The sequence below is a fragment of the Stutzerimonas sp. FeSN7 genome (assembly GCF_030263795.1).
Taxonomy (GTDB): domain Bacteria; phylum Pseudomonadota; class Gammaproteobacteria; order Pseudomonadales; family Pseudomonadaceae; genus Stutzerimonas; species Stutzerimonas stutzeri.
Window position 1 is genome coordinate 2466052 of sequence record NZ_JARPMN010000001.1, and the last position, 15990, is coordinate 2482041.

Genomic DNA, 15990 nt, shown 5'->3' on the forward strand with positions numbered 1-15990 from the left:
CGGGCACCGGAGCGGCAAGGGGTCAGAAGTGGGTCAGGGTCAGGCCGAGCTTGTAGGTCGGGCCGTACTCTTCGTACTGGGCGTTGTAGGAACGGCGGCCGGTGTAGACGTAATAGGACTCGTCCGTCAGGTTCAGCGCCTCGAAGGTCAGCTGCAGGCTCGGCGTGATGAAGTAACCGGCCTTGAAGTCGACGAACAGCTGGTCATCGACGTAGAGGTCGTGGGCCTTGTCGTCGATACCGGCCACCTCGTACAGGTAGTCGGACTTGTAGTTGGCGGCCAGGCGCAGGTTGAGCCGGTCGTTTTCCCAGCCGACCATCAGGTTGCCGACCGTATCGGAATGGTTCGGCAGGTCGATGCTGCGGCGCATGCCCTGGCCCTTGATGTCCGCGTCGGACTTGCTGAAGGTGGCATTGGCGCCCAGCAACAAACCGTTCCACGGCGCCGGCAGCCAGTCGAGCTTCTGCGAGTAGGCCAGCTCCAGCCCGTAGAGCTTGGCGCTGCTGCCGTTCTGGAAGCTGAGCGCTTCGTCGAACGCCGCCCACTGGCCGGTGCCGGCCAGGTCGGTGTTGTAGATGAAGTTGTCGATGTCCTTGTAGAACAGGTAGGCGGACACCACCCCGGCGCGGCCCATGTAGTGCTCGATGCCGAGGTCGTAGTTGACGGACTCCAGCGGCTTGAGATCGGGGTTACCGAACTCGGCGTCGTCGCCATCGATGACGAAACCGGGTGCCAGCTGGCCGAAGGTCGGGCGTACCACGCTGTTGGTCCATGCGGCGCGGATCAGCGTGTCATCGGTCAGCTGGTAGCGCACGTGCAGGCCGGGCAGCCAGTGGTGGTAGTCGTTGCTGCTGGAAATGGACTCGAACTGGTCGTCGCGCATGCCGGTGCCCTTGGCGCGAAAGCGCGTGCCCTCGTAGCGCAGGCCGGCGATGACACGCCAGCGGTCAACGTCCACCGTGTTCATCAGGTACGCGGCATTGATGTCCTCGTGCATGTCGAAGTCATTGATGCGCGACTCCTCCTCGTCGTAGAACTCGCTGGCGTCCAGCCCGGCGATGGCGCCCTTGATCGCCGAGGCGCTGATGCCGCGGCCGAAGCGGCCGAGCGCGTAGTCGACGTTGCCACCCTGGAAATCGGCCAGGGTCAGGTCGTCGAAGTCGTCATAGACCCAGACCTCGCTGTCGTTGTCCTTGTGCCGGCGGCTGAGCTTGCCGCCGAACTTGGCCTGCGCCGCGTAGCCCTGGATGTCGTAGTCGCGGGCCAGGTCCAGGCGGATATTCTTCTCCCGGTCGCGGGTATCGCTCTTCTCCCACTCCACTTCATCCAGCTCGAAGGAAGCCGGATCGTAGAAGGCCGAATCCACTGTCAGGCGCGGCTTGCGGCTGCTGGAGAAACCGGCGTCGGCGAAGTCGCCTTCGAAGGTCGCGCCGGAGATGCCACCCGGATTGCGCTCGCGGGACTGGCTGTAGCCGACCTGTCCGCTCAGGGTCCAGAGGCCCATCATGCGTTCGCCGCCGAACACGTAGGATTGGATGGTCTGGGTTTCCTCGCGCGATTTCAGCTCGCGCCAGCCTTCGGCATCGCCGGTTTCGCCGGGCAGCTGGGCGTCGTCGAACTCCACGCCGGCGGCGTTGCGCGTTTCGGTGTCCTTGAAGCGGCTGTACAGCGTACGCAGGTAATAGCTGCTGACGTCATCCGGCTTGTAGTCGAAGTTCAGCCCGAAACCGGTGCGCTCGCGGGTGATCTCGTAGTCGCGCTGCTCGAACTCTTCCAGGCGTGCGCCATCGTCGGCAAAGTCCCACTTGCCGCCGGTTTCGACGTTGTCCGAACCGAACTTGCGCTCCTGCCAGCTGACGGCTGCGGCCACACCGAAATTGTCGACGCCATCGCCAAGGCTGAAGCGGTTGCTGATCGCGCCGGAGAACTTCGGGCTGGTCTTCTCGACATTCTCGTCGTAGCTGCCCTCGCCGCTGATGCTGTAGAACAGGCCGTCATGATCGAACGCCGAGAGGCTTTCCACCTCGATGGTGCCGCCCAGGGAGTTGGCGTCCATGTCCGGGGTAAGCGTCTTGACCACCGACAGCGACTGCACCAGCTCGGACGGCAGCACATCCAGCGCCACCGCGCGGCGCTTGCTTTCCGGCGAGGGCACCAGGGTTCCGTTGATGGTGACGCTGTTCAGGTCCGGCGCGATGCCACGCACGCTGACGAAGCGCCCTTCACCCTGGTCGCGCTCCACCGAGATGCCCGGAATGCGCTGCAGCGCTTCGGCGGCGTTGTCATCCGGCAACTGGCCGATGCCATCGGCATGGACCACGCTCTTGACGCTGTCGGAACTGCGCTGGTCCTTCAGTGCTTCGTCGATGCTGACGGCTTGGCCGATCACTTCGACGTGCTCCATGACCAGCGGCTCCTCGGCCCAGGCCGAACCGGCGCTGACGGCCAGGGCCAGCAGGCTGATGCGGAATCCTGCGTGGCGGATGCCGCTGCGGTATGTGTTCATGAACGATTCCCCCGAATGGTGTTTGCCGGGTCCATCCCGGAACTGCAGCGGACGGTAGGTGGGGGATGTGGCGGTTCTGTGACAGGAAATTTGGGGAGAGCTTGGAAGAGTGGGTTTTGCGGGATTTTGGGGGTGGGGTTGAGCTGATATGACCTGTTTTTAGCGGTATGGATATGGAAATGCCTATCGCAGACACGCTGGGATCAAGTTGGGGGAGCAACCCATTTTCCGGGTGTTCCGGTACTTCTGTTTCGCGCTGCTGCGCGAGTTCCTTTTGGCAGTCGCCCGGATGGCCGGCCCCGCCAAAAGGAACCAAAAAGTCTTGCCCCTACATCCGGGTCTCGCTACGCGAGACTTCCCTCATTCCATCGCTTCTCCGAGGGTCACCGTGCAAGGGCCATCCATGGCCCTTTACGGGGGGACGCCTAGTTCTCTCGCGGCATCCATGCCGCTCGCCCCGCTACGTAGCGACTACATTCGGCCTCCTGAAAGGGGCGATCGATGTCGCCTGCAAGTCCGTGATTGCTAGGATCCAATATGAGGGAAAACCGTAAAGGACGTTTCCAACGAACGACACGGGTCGGCTGATCGTCATCATCCGTCTGTTGAAAATCGTCGCAGGCCCCAGCCTCGCCCCTTCAGTAGGGAGAGCGGAATCGTTGCGTAAGGGGGTGAGCCGCATGGATGCGGCGAAAGGCTTAAAGGGCCATGGAAGGCCCTTGTAAGCCGACCCCTGAAGCGGCGATGGAGCGAACGAACCCCGCGCGGAGCGCGGGGCCGGATGCAGGGGCAAAGCGTTTTTGGTTACTTTTTCCGCGTCTGGAAAAAGTGACTCGCCCAGCAGGGCGAAACCTGAATCGCCAGGCAACTCGGCAATCGGCATCGACTCGATGCCAGCAAGCCCCTCGTCCAGAACTGATCCAAATCCATCAGGGCAAACCACATCCCCAATCCCATCCAGCAAATCAACCAAACCAAAAAAACCCTGAGCCAATTCAACCCCCACCCCATTCATCCAACCGCCACATCCATCTGTTTCCGTGCCCTCACGCACTGGCGCGAACCCGCCACGGAGACCTCATGAAATCCCTCCTCAAACTCCACACCCTCACCCTCCTCGGCCTCGCCCTGGCCGCCAACGTCGGCCTGCAGCTGCTGCTCGCCGTCGGCACGGTCAAATCCTGGGGCGAGATCGACTGGATGGACGTCGTCGGCGAAGGCGGTTGCGCCGCCCTCGCCCTCGCCTGGCTGGTCATGTTGCTGCACAGCCGCCCGGCCGGCCGGGTGACGCGGTTGCTCGCACTGGGCCTGGCCTGCATCTGCTTTTCCTGGTGGATGGACCTGCTCGACGAATTCATCCAGATCCCCGCCAGCATCGCCTGGGACAACTGGCTGGAAACCGCGCCCATGCCTGTGGGTCTGTTGCTGCTGACCTTCGGCATCTACCACCTGAACCAGGAACAACGCGCCATCAACGCGCAGATGCACAAGCGCGAGCGGCTGTTTCGCGAACATCGGCTGTTCGACAACCTCACCCCGTTGAGCACCGCCGAATACCTGCGGCGGCAGCTCGATCAGACCCTGCGCCAGGCCGACGAGGAGCAGCGCCCGCTGTCTCTGTTGGCGATCGACCTGGACGACTTCAGCCGGGTCAATCAGCGCTACGGCCAGGCCGAGGGCGATCTGGTGCTGCAGGCCGTGGCGCAGCTGCTGGTGCTCAACCTTCGTCATCAGGACCTGCTCTGCCGCCTGGCCGGCGATCGCTTCGTCGTGCTCCTGCCGGATACTGCCGAACAGCAGGCGCGGCAGCTTGCCGAGGAGTTGCAGACCGCCGTGGCCAGCCTCGCCCACAAGACGCGCCAGCATGGCGAACGCCTGCATCTGAGCGCCAGTACCGCGGTGGGTGATGGCCTTCGACGACGATGCCGAGCAGCTGCTCCAGCGCCTCAACCTCGCGCTGGCCAAGGCCAAGCAGTCACTGCCGCGCTGCGCCTGAGACGACCATGGGCAGCCCCTTACGCTGGTACGAGTGGGACAGCCGCTTCATCGCCGCGCATCACCAGCCGGCGGTCCTGCTGGACCTGGCGTTGTCGCGCGGCATCGACAGCCACGCGCTGCTGCGCGGCAGCGGGCTGTTCTACGAAGACATCGCCAGTGGCCGGGCGCGGGTTAGCCCGGCGCAGTTGCTGACCCTGATCGGCAACGCGGAACGCCTGCTCGGCGCAGCGGACAGCAGTTTCCTCTTCGGCCAGCGCCTGCTGCCCGGCCATTACGGCGAAGTCAGCCTGGCGCTGGCCAATGCCGGCAATCTCGAGCAGGCGCTGGAACGCCTCTGTCAGTTCCGCGCCCTGCTCTGCCCCTTGCTGGCTCCAAGGCTGCTGCTGGATGAACGCCAGATTCACCTGTACTGGCTGGATGGTGGCGCCAGTGGGCGGCACCAGCGGTTTCTCGTGGAGGCGCACCTGACCGCCATCGTCGCGCTGTGCAAACGCGGCTCCGGTCTGCGGTTGCCCTGGCGCTTCCAGTTCGCCTATGCGCAGCCGCGGCACATCGAGCAGTACTGGGTGCATCTGGGCGATGCGCTGCAGTTCGACCGCCAGCTGACCCTGCTCAGCCTACCGCGCGAATACCTGCATCAGCCCTGGCCGGAGGCGTCGACCACCGTGGGCCAGGTCGCGGTGCAGGCCAGCCAGCAACAGATCGATGCGCTGGACGGGCCGTGCGCCTTTCTCGATGCGTTCTACCAGTACCTGGAGGCGCACATCCGCGAGCCGCTGAATCTCGAGCGCGTCGCCGTCGCGTTCGCCATGAGCCCGGCGACGCTAAAGCGCAAGCTGGCCAAGCACGGTACGCATTTCCAGGAACAACTGGACCTGGTTCGCAAGCACGTCGCGCTCTACCTCTACCAGGCCTGTGGCTTGGGTAACGAGGCTGTGGCGCGGCACCTGGGCTTCAACGACACTACCAATTTCCGCCGCGCCTTCAAGCGCTGGACAGGCGTGGTGCCCAGCGGGCTGCAGCCACTGTTCGACGCACCCTGAGGAAATGCTAAGGTTCGGCCCGCACTACCTTCGATGCAAACGGACCGGGCATGGACATCAAGCAGCTGAAGTTTCTCGTGGCGCTCGACGAAACGCGGCATTTCAGCCAGGCGGCGGCGCGCTGTCACGTTACTCAGCCGACGCTGTCGATGCGCCTGCGCACCCTGGAAGACGAGCTCGGTCTGCAGCTGGTGATTCGTGGCCAGCGCTTCGAAGGCTTCACGCCCGAAGGTGAGCGCATCCTGGCCTGGGCGCGTAGCCTGCTGGCCGCTCAGGACGGACTGCTGGCCGAGGCCGCCTCCTGCCGCGGCCAGCTGGTCGGCACGCTGCGCCTGGGCGTAGTGCCGCTGGCCGGGTTCGACCCGATGCAGCTGGTAAGGGCGTTCGGCGAACGCCATCCGAGCCTGCGTTTCGAGCTGTTCGCACTCAGCAGCGAGCAGATTCTCGAGCGACTCAGCCGTAATCTGCTGGATCTCGGCCTGTCCTATCTGGAGCGCCTCGACGACGCGCACTTCGCCAGCCTGCCCCTGGGCGAAACGCGCATGGGTCTGGCGCATGACGAGCGCCATTTCCGCTTCGATGCCCCTTCTCTGAGCTGGGAGGCCCTGGCTGGCCTGCCCCTGGGCCTGCTGACCGGCGGCATGCACTTTCGCCAGTCCATCGACCACGCGCTGCGCAGCCGTGGCCTGAGCCTTGCGCCACGGCTGCAGACCGATGCCGTACATCACCTGCTGCAGGCCGTAGGCGCCGGTCTGTGCTGCGCCATCATGCCGCTCGATAGCGGACTCGAGGCCCTGGACAGCCGGCTGACGCTGACGCCTATCGACAATGCCAGCACTCTGGCGCCGCTGGGGCTGATCCTGCGGCGCGACTCTCCGCGATCCGCACTGGGTGAGGCCTGTTTCAACGAGGCCCGCGAACTGCTGCAACAGCGATGAAAGGGGCTGGTGATCGACGCCATCGATCACACCATCGGACATAGCGATTGGACGGCCGGCACCGGCGCTCCTAGGCTGCCTGCGTCGACCTGTCGCAGGCAGCCGCCATGCTCTACGCCACTCTGAACTCCGCCGAACCGCACGATGCACGCGCTGCGCTGTTGGCCGAGGAATGCGCGCTGGCCATCAGCTACAACGGTCTGAACCATGCCGTGATGATGGTGACGCCGCAGGATCTGGAAGAGTTCGTCGTCGGCTTCAGCCTCGCAGGCGGGCTGATCGAGCGACTCGATGACCTGCGTGACCTGCGCCTGCTCGGCGACGGCAGCGCTCGCCGCGCGGACGTACAGGTCAGCCCGCGGGCGTTCTGGACACTCAAGCAGCAGCGTCGCCAGCTCGCCGGCACCAGCGGCTGCGGACTCTGCGGGGTGGATGCGCTGGATCAGGCACTGCCGCGGCTGGTGCCGCTGCAGCCGACAGCACTGCCGCCCGAAGGGCATTTCCATGAGCTGCGCCAGCGCATTGCGAGCGCCCAGCTGATGGCGCGCGACAGCGGTGCGCTGCACGCGGCGCTGTATGTCGACGGCAACGGAAAGATCGCCCTCTGCCGTGAGGACATCGGCCGGCATAACGCGCTGGACAAGCTGATCGGCGCGCTGACGCTGCAACGCCGCAAGCCGAGCGAAGGCTTCGTCGTGGTCACCAGTCGCTGCAGCCTGGAACTGATCCACAAGGCCGTGCGCGCCGGCATCGGCACGCTGGTCAGCCTCTCGGCACCGACTCAGCTCACCGTGCAGTGGGCGCGTCAGCACCACCTCAACCTCATTCATCTGCCCCACCATAGCGCTCCGCGGGTCTACAGCCCTGCGCCTGCGCTGCCCGACCAGAACGGATGTCACCCATGAGCCGCATGTCCCGCTTCCATCCCGCCACCCGCTTCCAGCCCTACGCCGGCCCGGCTGGCGGCTGGGGCGCCCTGCGCAGCGTGGCCAGCGCCTGGCTCGGCAGCGGCAATGCGCTGAAGAACATCCGCGCCATGCTCAAGACCAACCAGAACGGGGGCTTCGACTGCCCCGGCTGCGCCTGGGGCGATTCGCCGGAGGCCGGTGCGGTGAAGTTCTGCGAGAACGGCGCCAAGGCGGTGAACTGGGAAGCCACGCGCCGCCGCGTGGATGCCGCCTTCTTCGCCCGCCACAGCGTCAGCCAGCTGCGTGAGCAGAGCGATTACTGGCTCGAATACCAAGGGCGCCTCACCGAACCGGTGCGTTATGACGCGGCCAGCGACCGCTATCGGCCGATCACCTGGGATGATGCGTTCGCGCTGATCGCGCGACACCTGAACGGCCTGGCCAGCCCGCACCAGGCAGCCTTCTACACATCCGGCCGGGCCAGCAACGAAGCGGCCTACCTCTACCAGCTGTTCGGCCGCAGCTTCGGCACCAACAACTTTCCCGACTGCTCGAACATGTGCCACGAGGCCAGCGGCGTCGCCCTCACCGAATCCATCGGTGTCGGCAAGGGCACGGTAACGCTGGAAGATTTCGACCACGCCGATGCGATCTTCGTACTTGGCCAGAACCCCGGCACCAACCACCCGCGCATGCTCGAACCGCTGCGCCAGGCGCTGGAGCGCGGTGCCCAGGTGGTCTGTTTCAATCCACTGCGCGAACGCGGCCTGGAACGATTCCAGCATCCGCAGAAGCCCATCGAGATGCTCGCCAACCAGGACGCGCCAACCCACAGCCTTTACCTGCGCCCCAACCTTGGCGGCGATCTGGCCGTACTGCGCGGCATCGCCAAGTACCTGCTGCAATGGGAACGCGAAGCGCTGGGGAGCGGCGGACCGGCGGTGTTCGATCGCGACTTCATCGCCGAGCACACCCATGCCGTCAATGCCTATATGGAGGCGATCGATGCCACGCCGTGGGCGCAGATCGAGCAGCAGTCCGGGCTCGAACGCGACGCGATCGGCCAGGCCGCCGCGATCTACCGCGACGCCGGGCGGACCATCGTCTGCTGGGCCATGGGCATCACCCAGCACCATCATTCGGTGGCGACCATCCAGGAGATCGCCAACCTGCTGATGCTGCGCGGCAACCTCGGCAAGCCTGGGGCCGGTGCCTGCCCGGTGCGCGGCCACAGCAACGTGCAGGGTGATCGCACCATGGGCATCAACGAACGCCCGCCGGCCGCACTACTGGATGCGCTGGAGCGCCATTTCGCCCTGCCGATGCCCCGCCAGCCCGGGCACAACACCGTGGAATGCATCCAGGCCATGCTGGCCGGCGAGGTGCAGGTATTCATCGGCCTGGGCGGCAACTTCGCCCAGGCCACGCCGGACAGCCCGCGCACCCGCCAGGCGTTGCGCAACTGCGCGCTGACCGTGCAGATCAGCACCAAGCTCAACCGCAGCCACCTGACCATGGGTCGCGATGCGCTGATCCTGCCCTGCCTCGGCCGCACCGACATCGACCGCCAGGCCTGCGGCCCGCAGGCGGTGACCGTGGAAGATTCGTTCAGCATGATCCACGCCTCCCGGGGCCAGCTGGAGCCACTGTCGACGCAGATGCGTTCGGAACCCGCCATCGTCGCCGGTATCGCCGCCGCCACGCTGGGCAAGCGCCCGGTGGACTGGCTATGGCTGGTGGAGGACTACGCACGAATCCGCGAGCTGATCGCGGCGACCATCCCGGGTTTCGCCGGCTTCGACCACCGCCTGCATCGCCCTGGCGGTTTCTATCTGGGCAACGCGGCCGCGCGTCGGGAATGGAGCACCGCCAGCGGCCGCGCCGAGTTCAAGGCGCATGCGCTGCCGGCCGACCTGTTGCCAGAGCAGGCGCGCCAGGCGGGCATCGGTGCCGATCTGATCCTGCAGACGCTGCGCTCCCACGACCAGTACAACACCACGCTGTACGGCCTGGACGACCGCTACCGCGGCGTCAGGGGGATGCGCGAGGTGGTGTTCGTCAACCCCGCCGACATCCAGCGCCTGGGCCTTGAATCCGGCCAGCAGGTCGATCTGGTTTCGCTATGGGACGACGGTATCGAACGGCGCGTTAGCGGCTTCACCCTGCTCGCCTACGACACCCCGCAGGGTCAGGCTGCCGCCTACTACCCGGAAACCAACCCGCTGGTGCCGCTGGAAAGCTTCGGCGCGCGCAGCCATACGCCCACCTCCAAGTTCATCGCGATCCGCGTGCTGCCGAACACGCGGACGACCGAGCAGCAGCTGATCGCCAGCGGGCAATGACGCTCATTCGAAGCGACTGGAATCGTCACGGTCGTGGGGGTAGCGCCGGCTGAGCGGAAACGCTGGCAGCCAGGCTTCGCGGCGCACGGTCCAGCATTCGTAGGTCGGCGTCAGCTGGTCGGGCGCATCCAGTGCGCCCAGGTGTACCTCGATCTCATCGGCGAAGCGGGAAAAAACCGATGAGCCACAGCGGGGGCAGAAGTACCGTCCGGCGTATTCGGCCGTCTTGCCCTCGACGGTCACCGCATCCTGCGGGAACACCGCAGCGGCGTAGAACAGCGCGCCGTGATGCTTGCGGCAGTCCAGGCAATGACAGATGCCGACTCGATAGGGCTGCCCCGCCGTCACGATGCGCACGTCGCCGCACAGGCAGCCACCGCTTAATGAATTCACCTTGTGTCTCCTCCGTCAGTGCCGAGAGCGCCGCGCCAGGGGTCGCGGGCGAACGGTCGTGGCTCGGCCGCCCGAGAAGCGTAGTCGCCTCCGGACCACCGCACTAACGAAGACCAGCTTCAGCTTCCCTTGCGCCCCTGGCCAGCGAAACGCTGGATGTCATGGGTCGGCCCCGAGACGATCAGCAGATCGCCCGGCAGCACCTGAGTGCTGGGCGTCGCGTGCTGGAAATCCTGGTTGGCCCGCTTGAGGCCGACGACGGTCACGCCGAATTTCTCGCGCACCGCCGCTGCGGCCAGGGTGCTGTTGTGGATGCGCTCGGGCGCATGGATCTTGGCGATGGCGAAGCCGTCGTCGAACTCGATGAAGTCCATCATCCGTCCGGAGATCAGATGGGCAACCCGCTCGCCCATGTCCGCCTCGGGGTAGACCACATGATGCGCGCCGATCCGCGTTGCGATCTGCCCATGCTCGGTGGTCAGCGCCTTGACCCAGATGTCTTTGATGCCCAGTTCGGTCAGCGCCATGATGGTCATCAGGCTCGCCGCCAGGTCACTGCCGATGCCGACAATGGCGTGGGGGAAATCGGCAACGCCAAGCTGACGCAAGGCCATGACATTGGTGGAGTCGGCCTGTACCGCATGGGTCAGCAGATCGGCCCATGCATGAACGGGCTCGGCGGCCTGATCGATACCCATCACGTCATGGCCAAGGCGTGTCAGCGAGCGCGCCACCGAGCTGCCAAAGCGCCCAAGCCCGATGACCACCACACTGTCGCCTTTGGAGAACGAAAATTGCTCTGAAAACAACAATTTAGCCAACAATTGGGTGTTCCTCCGGATAACGGTAAGGCATGCGGTGCTCGCCCAGCGCGAGCGAGGCGGCCAGGGTGATGGTGCCGACCCGGCCGACGTACATGAGCAGCGTCAGCATCAGCTGGCTGGTCTCCGGCAGATCGGCGGTGATACCGGTGGACAGGCCGACGGTGCCGAATGCGGAAATGACTTCGAAGATCACCTGATCGGTGGGAATGTCGGTGTCACGCAGGATGACCAGCGTACCGAGCACGACCATGGCGCTCCCCAGCACCAGCACGGTGATCGCCTGGCGCTGGGCCGAACTGCCGACCCGGCGGCCGAACGCTTCGGTGTCGGCCCTGCCGCGGATCTCGGCGATCACCAGCAGCGCCAGGATGGCCACGGTTCCGACCTTCACCCCACCGGCAGTACCGGCACTGCCGCCACCGATGAACATCAGGAAATAGTGCAGCGCCCAGCTCTCATGGGTCAGCGCGCCGATATCGAGCGCATTGAAACCGGCCGTACGCGCCGAGACCGAAACGAAGGCTGCCGAAAGAAGCTTGTCGGCCCAGGCCATGGGACCGAGCGTACCCGGATTGGACCACTCGAACAGCAGCACTGCCATGAAGCCGCCCACCAGCAGCACTGCCGTCCCCGACAGCGTCAGCTTGGTGTGCAACGACCAGTGCCGCGGGTCCGACCACCTGCGGCGCAGGTCGTTGAGAACGGGGAAGCCGATACCGCCAATGATGATCGCGCTCATCACCGGCAGCAGGATGAATCCATCGGTGGCGTAGCGCACAAGGCCATCAACGTGGATGGAGAAGCCGGCATTGTTGAACGCCGATACGGAATGGAACAGACCGCTCCAGGCGGCCTCGCTCCAGCCAAGCCCGTACGACAGATGCAGGCGCAGGGTCAGCAGCAGCATGACCGCCAGCTCCATCACCAGCGTGACGACCAGCACCAGTTTCGCCACGCTGCTGATGTCGCCCAGCCCCAGTACATGGGACTCGGCCTGTGCGATCAGCTTGGCGCGCAAGCGGAACGATCGGTTGACCAGCAAGCCCAGCAGGGTCGCCAGGGTCATCATGCCGAAGCCACCGAGCTGGAACAGCGCCATGATCACGACCTGGCCGAAGGTCGACCAGTAGGTGCCCGTATCGACCACCACCAGACCGGTGACGCAGACCGCCGAGACAGCGGTGAAGAAGGCCGTGAGCAACGGGCCGGTCTCGCCGCTGGCATGGGCTATGGGTAACGAGAGCAGCGCTGTGCCGCAGAGGATGGCGAACAGAAAAACGAGAGCAACGGTCCTGCCTGGGTGCAGCAATGATTTCATTCGACCCGCGCCAACAGATCCGGGAAAGGAGAACGGGCCGTCCGACCGGCGGCCCGTGAGCAGAGCGAGAGGCTATGCCCATTGATCCGTTTGTTCAACTGGCAGTGGCAGGCAGCAAGCGCCTAGCCGCGTAAAAGCTCGAGCACCCGGGTGGCAAGGATGTCGATGGAGAACGGCTTGGTCAGCACCTGCATTCCGGCACCGAGAGAGCTGTTGCCCAGCGCCGCGCTTTCCGCATAGCCGGTGATGAACAGGGTCTTCAGGCCGGGGCGCACCTCCCGCCCGGCATCGGCCATCTGCCGCCCGTTCATGCCCCCCCGGCAGGCCGACATCGGTGATCAGCAGGTCGATACCGACATCCGACTGCAGCAGCTTCAACCCGGTGAGGCTGTCAGCCGCCTCGATCAGGGTGTAGCCCAGATCACCCAGCACGTCGGTCAGCAGCAGGCGTACCGTCGGCTCATCATCGACGATGAGGATCGTCCCGCAGGAGCCGGTGAGCGCTGCGGCCGACTGCGCCGGGGCCGCAGTGCTGGCACCCGCCTCGCCGTGATAGCGCGGTAGATGAATACACATCGACGTGCCTTTGCCGAGTTCCGAACTGATACGCACCTGTCCGCCGGACTGCTTGGCGAACCCGTAGATCATCGAAAGGCCGAGGCCGGTGCCCTCGCCGATCGGCTTGGTGGTGAAGAAGGGGTCGAACGCCTTGGCGATCACGCCAGGCGCCATCCCGGTACCGGTGTCGGTCACCGTCAACGACAGGTACTCACCGGCCGGCAGGTCGTTGGCCAGCGCCGCCTCCGCGTCCAGCCACTGGTTTGCCGTCTCGATGATGATACGACCGCCGTCCGGCATGGCATCGCGCGAATTGATGCACAGATTGAGGATGGCGTTCTCCAGCTGGCTGGCATCCACCGATGCCGGCCAGAGGTCGGGAGCACTGACGGTCTCGACCAGAATGCTCGGCCCGACCGTGCGCTGGATCAGCTCGGTCATACCTTCGACCAGCAGGTTCACGTCCAATGGCCGCGGATCGAGCGTCTGTCGGCGTGAGAACGCCAGCAGCCGATGGGTCAGCGCGGCGGCGCGCTTGGCCGCGCTCTGTGCGGCCAGCATGTACTTGTCGATATCGTTGAGCCGCCCCTGGGCGATCCGCATGCCCATCAGATCCAGCGCACCGCTGATGCCGGCCAGCAGGTTGTTGAAGTCATGTGCCAGCCCGCCGGTGAGCTGACCGACCGCCTCCATTTTCTGCGACTGACGCAGTTTTTCCTCGGCATGGATCAGCTCGGCCGTGCGCTCGGCGACGCGCAGCTCCAGGGTATCGTTCAGAGCGCGCAGCGCCGCGGTGGCACGGTCGCGTTCGGCCTCGATGGAGCGTCGGTCTTCCACATCGATCAGCACGCCCGGAAAGCTCAGCGCGATGCCTTCCGGCGAGTGGTCGACGCGGCCGTTGGCTTCGATCCAGTAGTAACGACCGTCGGCACGGCGGACCCGATACTGATGGGCGTAAGCTCCGCCACGGGCAATGACTTCGTCGATGGCAGCGATCAGTCCGGGGCGATCCTCCGGGTGCACGCTAGTGATGATCTGCTCCAGGCTCAGCCTCTCGCGCCCCAGCGCCGGGTCCAGGCCGAACCCACGGGCGAAACCCTCATCGACGGTGAACCGGTCGGTCCGCAGATCCCAGTTCCAGGTGCCGATGATGGCCCCGGCCGCCAGCGCCAGCTGGACGCGCTGAACGTTCTCGCGCGCCAGGGACTCGCTGACGCGCAGGCGATCCTCGGCATCGTGCCGCTGGGTGACGTCGTTGAAGAGAATGGCGATGCGGCGGTCTGCCGGCGCACCTACCCGGACCGCCCGCACATCGAACCAGCGACCGAACGCTTGCGCGTAACTTTCGAAGCTGGCCGGCTCGCCGGTCTTGGCGACGTGGCCATAGGCATCGAACCAGAACCGTTCCAGCTCCGGCGCGAATTCGGTCACCCATTTGCCGTGCAGGTCAACGCCGGTCTGCCGCTCGAACGCCGGATTGACCTCGACGAACTGGTAGTCCACCGGCCGATCATCGGCGTCGAACTTGACCTGGACGATGGCGAAGGCGGCTTCGATGGTCTGCAGGATAGCGCTGAAGCGCTCCTCGCTCTGGCGCAATGCCGCTTCGGCGGCGCGAACGCGGGTCAGGTCGAGCATCGCACCGATCATGCGTACGGCGCGCCCGTGCTCGTCACGGATCACATGGCCTCGATCGAGAATCTCCGCATAGGAGCCATCCACACGGCGGAAGCGATATTCGTCGTTCCAGGCAGTCTGGCCGCCATCGAGTACGGCATGAATCGAAGCGTCGATGCGGCCGCGGTCGTCCGGGTGGATGTGCGCCAGCCACCAGTCGCCGGTGCACTCGATGCTGGCCAGCGGATGGCCGTAGGCCTGCTCCAGCGCGTCGTTCCAGAGCACATGATCGCTGTCCAGGTCCCAATCCCAGACGGCATCGTTGGTTGCCTTGGCCGCTAGGCGATAGCGCACCTCGGTGTCGCCGATGGCGCGCTCCTCCAGCGCTGCGCGCAAGCGCACCACCTCGGCCACGAGCTCCTCGCGGGTAAGATTTTCCAGAGCTGCTCCCCCTCTTCCATAGCCTTGACCAGGGGCGGACCACTACCCGTCATGTAATGCCGGCAATCAGACCAGAAACGACCGGGTTTTGCACACCGGCAGTCGCAACCACGAGGCATGACGTCGAGTCGGCCAGTGCGCCTGTTGCCTCGCCTGCCCTCCACGTCCTGCCGCCTATCGGCTGCGCTGGCATGCCTGAACTTTCCCCGCCGTGGGCTGTCATTCAGCTGATGCACCATACGGAGCGGCAGCTGCGCGCTCCGTTGACGGCGCGCTGTGCTTCGCGCGCCCGGCTGCGGTCAACCGACCCGCCCGGCTGTTTCCGATGCGCCTGTCGTCCGGTATTCGACAGCGCCCCAGCGGGGCCAGGTGCAGCCAACCCCACTGCCCCGCCCCGGGGACTTATTCTTCTTCCAATATCGCGAATCTTTCATGTCCATATCTCTTCATCTTTCTGCCTTGCTTTCCCGCTTCACTTCGCGCCATTTCATCGGCGCCGGCCTGTTTGGCGCGCTGCTGGCCACAACGCCGATCCATGCCCAGGAAAACAATGACAGCAACGCTCGCTGGGTCAGTGACAGTCTGAATACTTTCGTTCGCAGTGGTCCCACCGATGGCTATCGCATCGTCGGCACCCTGACCTCTGGCCAGAAGGTCGAGTTGATCAGCACCCAGGGTGACTACAGCCAGGTACGCTCCGAGTCGGGCAGCACCGTGTGGATTCCCAGCAGGGAGCTGCAGGAAGTGCCCGGCCAGGCCGAGCGTCTGCCGCAACTGGAGCAGCAGGTCGCCGAACTCAGCGAGCAGCTCAAGACCATCGACGACAGCTGGAAGGTCCGCGTGCAGGGCATGCAGGAAACCCTGGATTCGCGCAAGGCGCTGATCGACGAGCTCGAAGCCCGGCGCATGACCCTCGAGACGGCACTGACCGAAGCACAGTCGGAACTGCGCGCCACCCAGGCCCGCCTCGGTGACGAGAACAAGCAGGTCCTCATGCAGTACATGGTCTACGGCGGCAGCATTGCCGGTGCCGGGTTGCTGGTGGGCCTGATCCTGCCGTCGTTGACCCGTGGCCGCAAACGCAACGATCGCTGGTTCTGAGCC

Annotated in this window: 9 protein-coding genes and 2 pseudogenes; 6 read left to right on the forward strand and 5 right to left on the reverse strand. The window is 65.3% G+C overall.

Features of this window, described 5'->3' with window-relative positions:
- Positions 1–22: 22 nt before the first annotated feature.
- Positions 23–2506: a TonB-dependent receptor gene (locus P5703_RS11590; protein ID WP_279641825.1), complete on the reverse strand. Its 2484-nt coding sequence runs from the start codon at positions 2504–2506 to the stop codon at positions 23–25.
- Between the two features lie 1080 nt (positions 2507–3586).
- On the opposite strand from P5703_RS11590, the pseudogene P5703_RS11595 reads away from it, so the two are divergent.
- From P5703_RS11595 to P5703_RS11615, 5 genes and pseudogenes are all read left to right on the forward strand, one after another.
- Positions 3587–4502 (forward strand): annotated as a pseudogene (locus tag P5703_RS11595) (GGDEF domain-containing protein).
- Positions 4503–4509: 7 nt separating this feature from the next.
- Positions 4510–5547, forward strand: a complete 1038-nt coding sequence (locus P5703_RS11600; protein ID WP_014596578.1) for an AraC family transcriptional regulator — start codon at positions 4510–4512, stop codon at positions 5545–5547.
- 50 nt (positions 5548–5597) lie between these two features.
- On the forward strand, positions 5598–6485 hold the full coding sequence (locus P5703_RS11605) for a LysR family transcriptional regulator (protein WP_014596577.1): 888 nt from the start codon (positions 5598–5600) through the stop codon (positions 6483–6485).
- 107 nt (positions 6486–6592) lie between these two features.
- On the forward strand, positions 6593–7390 hold the full coding sequence (gene fdhD, locus P5703_RS11610; RefSeq protein ID WP_017244989.1) for a formate dehydrogenase accessory sulfurtransferase FdhD: 798 nt from the start codon (positions 6593–6595) through the stop codon (positions 7388–7390).
- The gene (locus tag P5703_RS11615; RefSeq protein WP_151320714.1) at positions 7387–9735 is read left to right on the forward strand and encodes an FdhF/YdeP family oxidoreductase; all 2349 of its coding nucleotides are present in this window, start codon (positions 7387–7389) and stop codon (positions 9733–9735) included. The genes fdhD and P5703_RS11615 overlap by 4 nt, the downstream gene beginning before the upstream one ends.
- A 3-nt stretch (positions 9736–9738) precedes the next feature.
- Here the strand turns inward: P5703_RS11615 and P5703_RS11620 are convergent, their stop codons facing one another.
- The 4 genes and pseudogenes from P5703_RS11620 to P5703_RS11635 all read right to left on the reverse strand — a co-directional run bounded on the left by P5703_RS11620 (position 9739) and on the right by P5703_RS11635 (position 14847).
- Entirely contained in the window at positions 9739–10128 is a 390-nt protein-coding gene (locus tag P5703_RS11620; RefSeq protein ID WP_084899023.1) for a GFA family protein, read from the reverse strand.
- Positions 10129–10247: 119 nt separating this feature from the next.
- Complete coding sequence (locus P5703_RS11625; protein ID WP_013982646.1) at positions 10248–10952, reverse strand: potassium channel family protein; 705 nt, start codon at positions 10950–10952, stop codon at positions 10248–10250.
- On the reverse strand, positions 10942–12270 hold the full coding sequence (locus tag P5703_RS11630) for a TrkH family potassium uptake protein (RefSeq protein WP_084899021.1): 1329 nt from the start codon (positions 12268–12270) through the stop codon (positions 10942–10944). The genes P5703_RS11625 and P5703_RS11630 overlap by 11 nt, the downstream gene beginning before the upstream one ends.
- 122 nt (positions 12271–12392) lie before the next feature.
- Positions 12393–14847 (reverse strand): annotated as a pseudogene (locus P5703_RS11635) (PAS domain-containing protein).
- Positions 14848–15318: 471 nt separating this feature from the next.
- Here P5703_RS11635 and P5703_RS11640 point away from each other — a divergent pair.
- On the forward strand, positions 15319–15987 hold the full coding sequence (locus P5703_RS11640) for a TIGR04211 family SH3 domain-containing protein (RefSeq protein ID WP_013982643.1): 669 nt from the start codon (positions 15319–15321) through the stop codon (positions 15985–15987).
- Positions 15988–15990 lie beyond the last annotated feature (3 nt).

What these genes read in the sequence shown, in the direction of transcription:
- P5703_RS11590 (WP_279641825.1), bottom strand. Translation starts at nt 2,506, where the DNA reads ATGAACACATACCGCAGCGGCATCCGCCACGCAGGATTCCGCATCAGC.
- P5703_RS11600 (WP_014596578.1), top strand. Translation starts at nt 4,510, where the DNA reads ATGGGCAGCCCCTTACGCTGGTACGAGTGGGACAGCCGCTTCATCGCC.
- P5703_RS11605 (WP_014596577.1), top strand. Translation starts at nt 5,598, where the DNA reads ATGGACATCAAGCAGCTGAAGTTTCTCGTGGCGCTCGACGAAACGCGG.
- fdhD (WP_017244989.1), top strand. Translation starts at nt 6,593, where the DNA reads ATGCTCTACGCCACTCTGAACTCCGCCGAACCGCACGATGCACGCGCT.
- P5703_RS11615 (WP_151320714.1), top strand. Translation starts at nt 7,387, where the DNA reads ATGAGCCGCATGTCCCGCTTCCATCCCGCCACCCGCTTCCAGCCCTAC.
- P5703_RS11630 (WP_084899021.1), bottom strand. Translation starts at nt 12,270, where the DNA reads ATGAAATCATTGCTGCACCCAGGCAGGACCGTTGCTCTCGTTTTTCTG.
- P5703_RS11640 (WP_013982643.1), top strand. Translation starts at nt 15,319, where the DNA reads ATGTCCATATCTCTTCATCTTTCTGCCTTGCTTTCCCGCTTCACTTCG.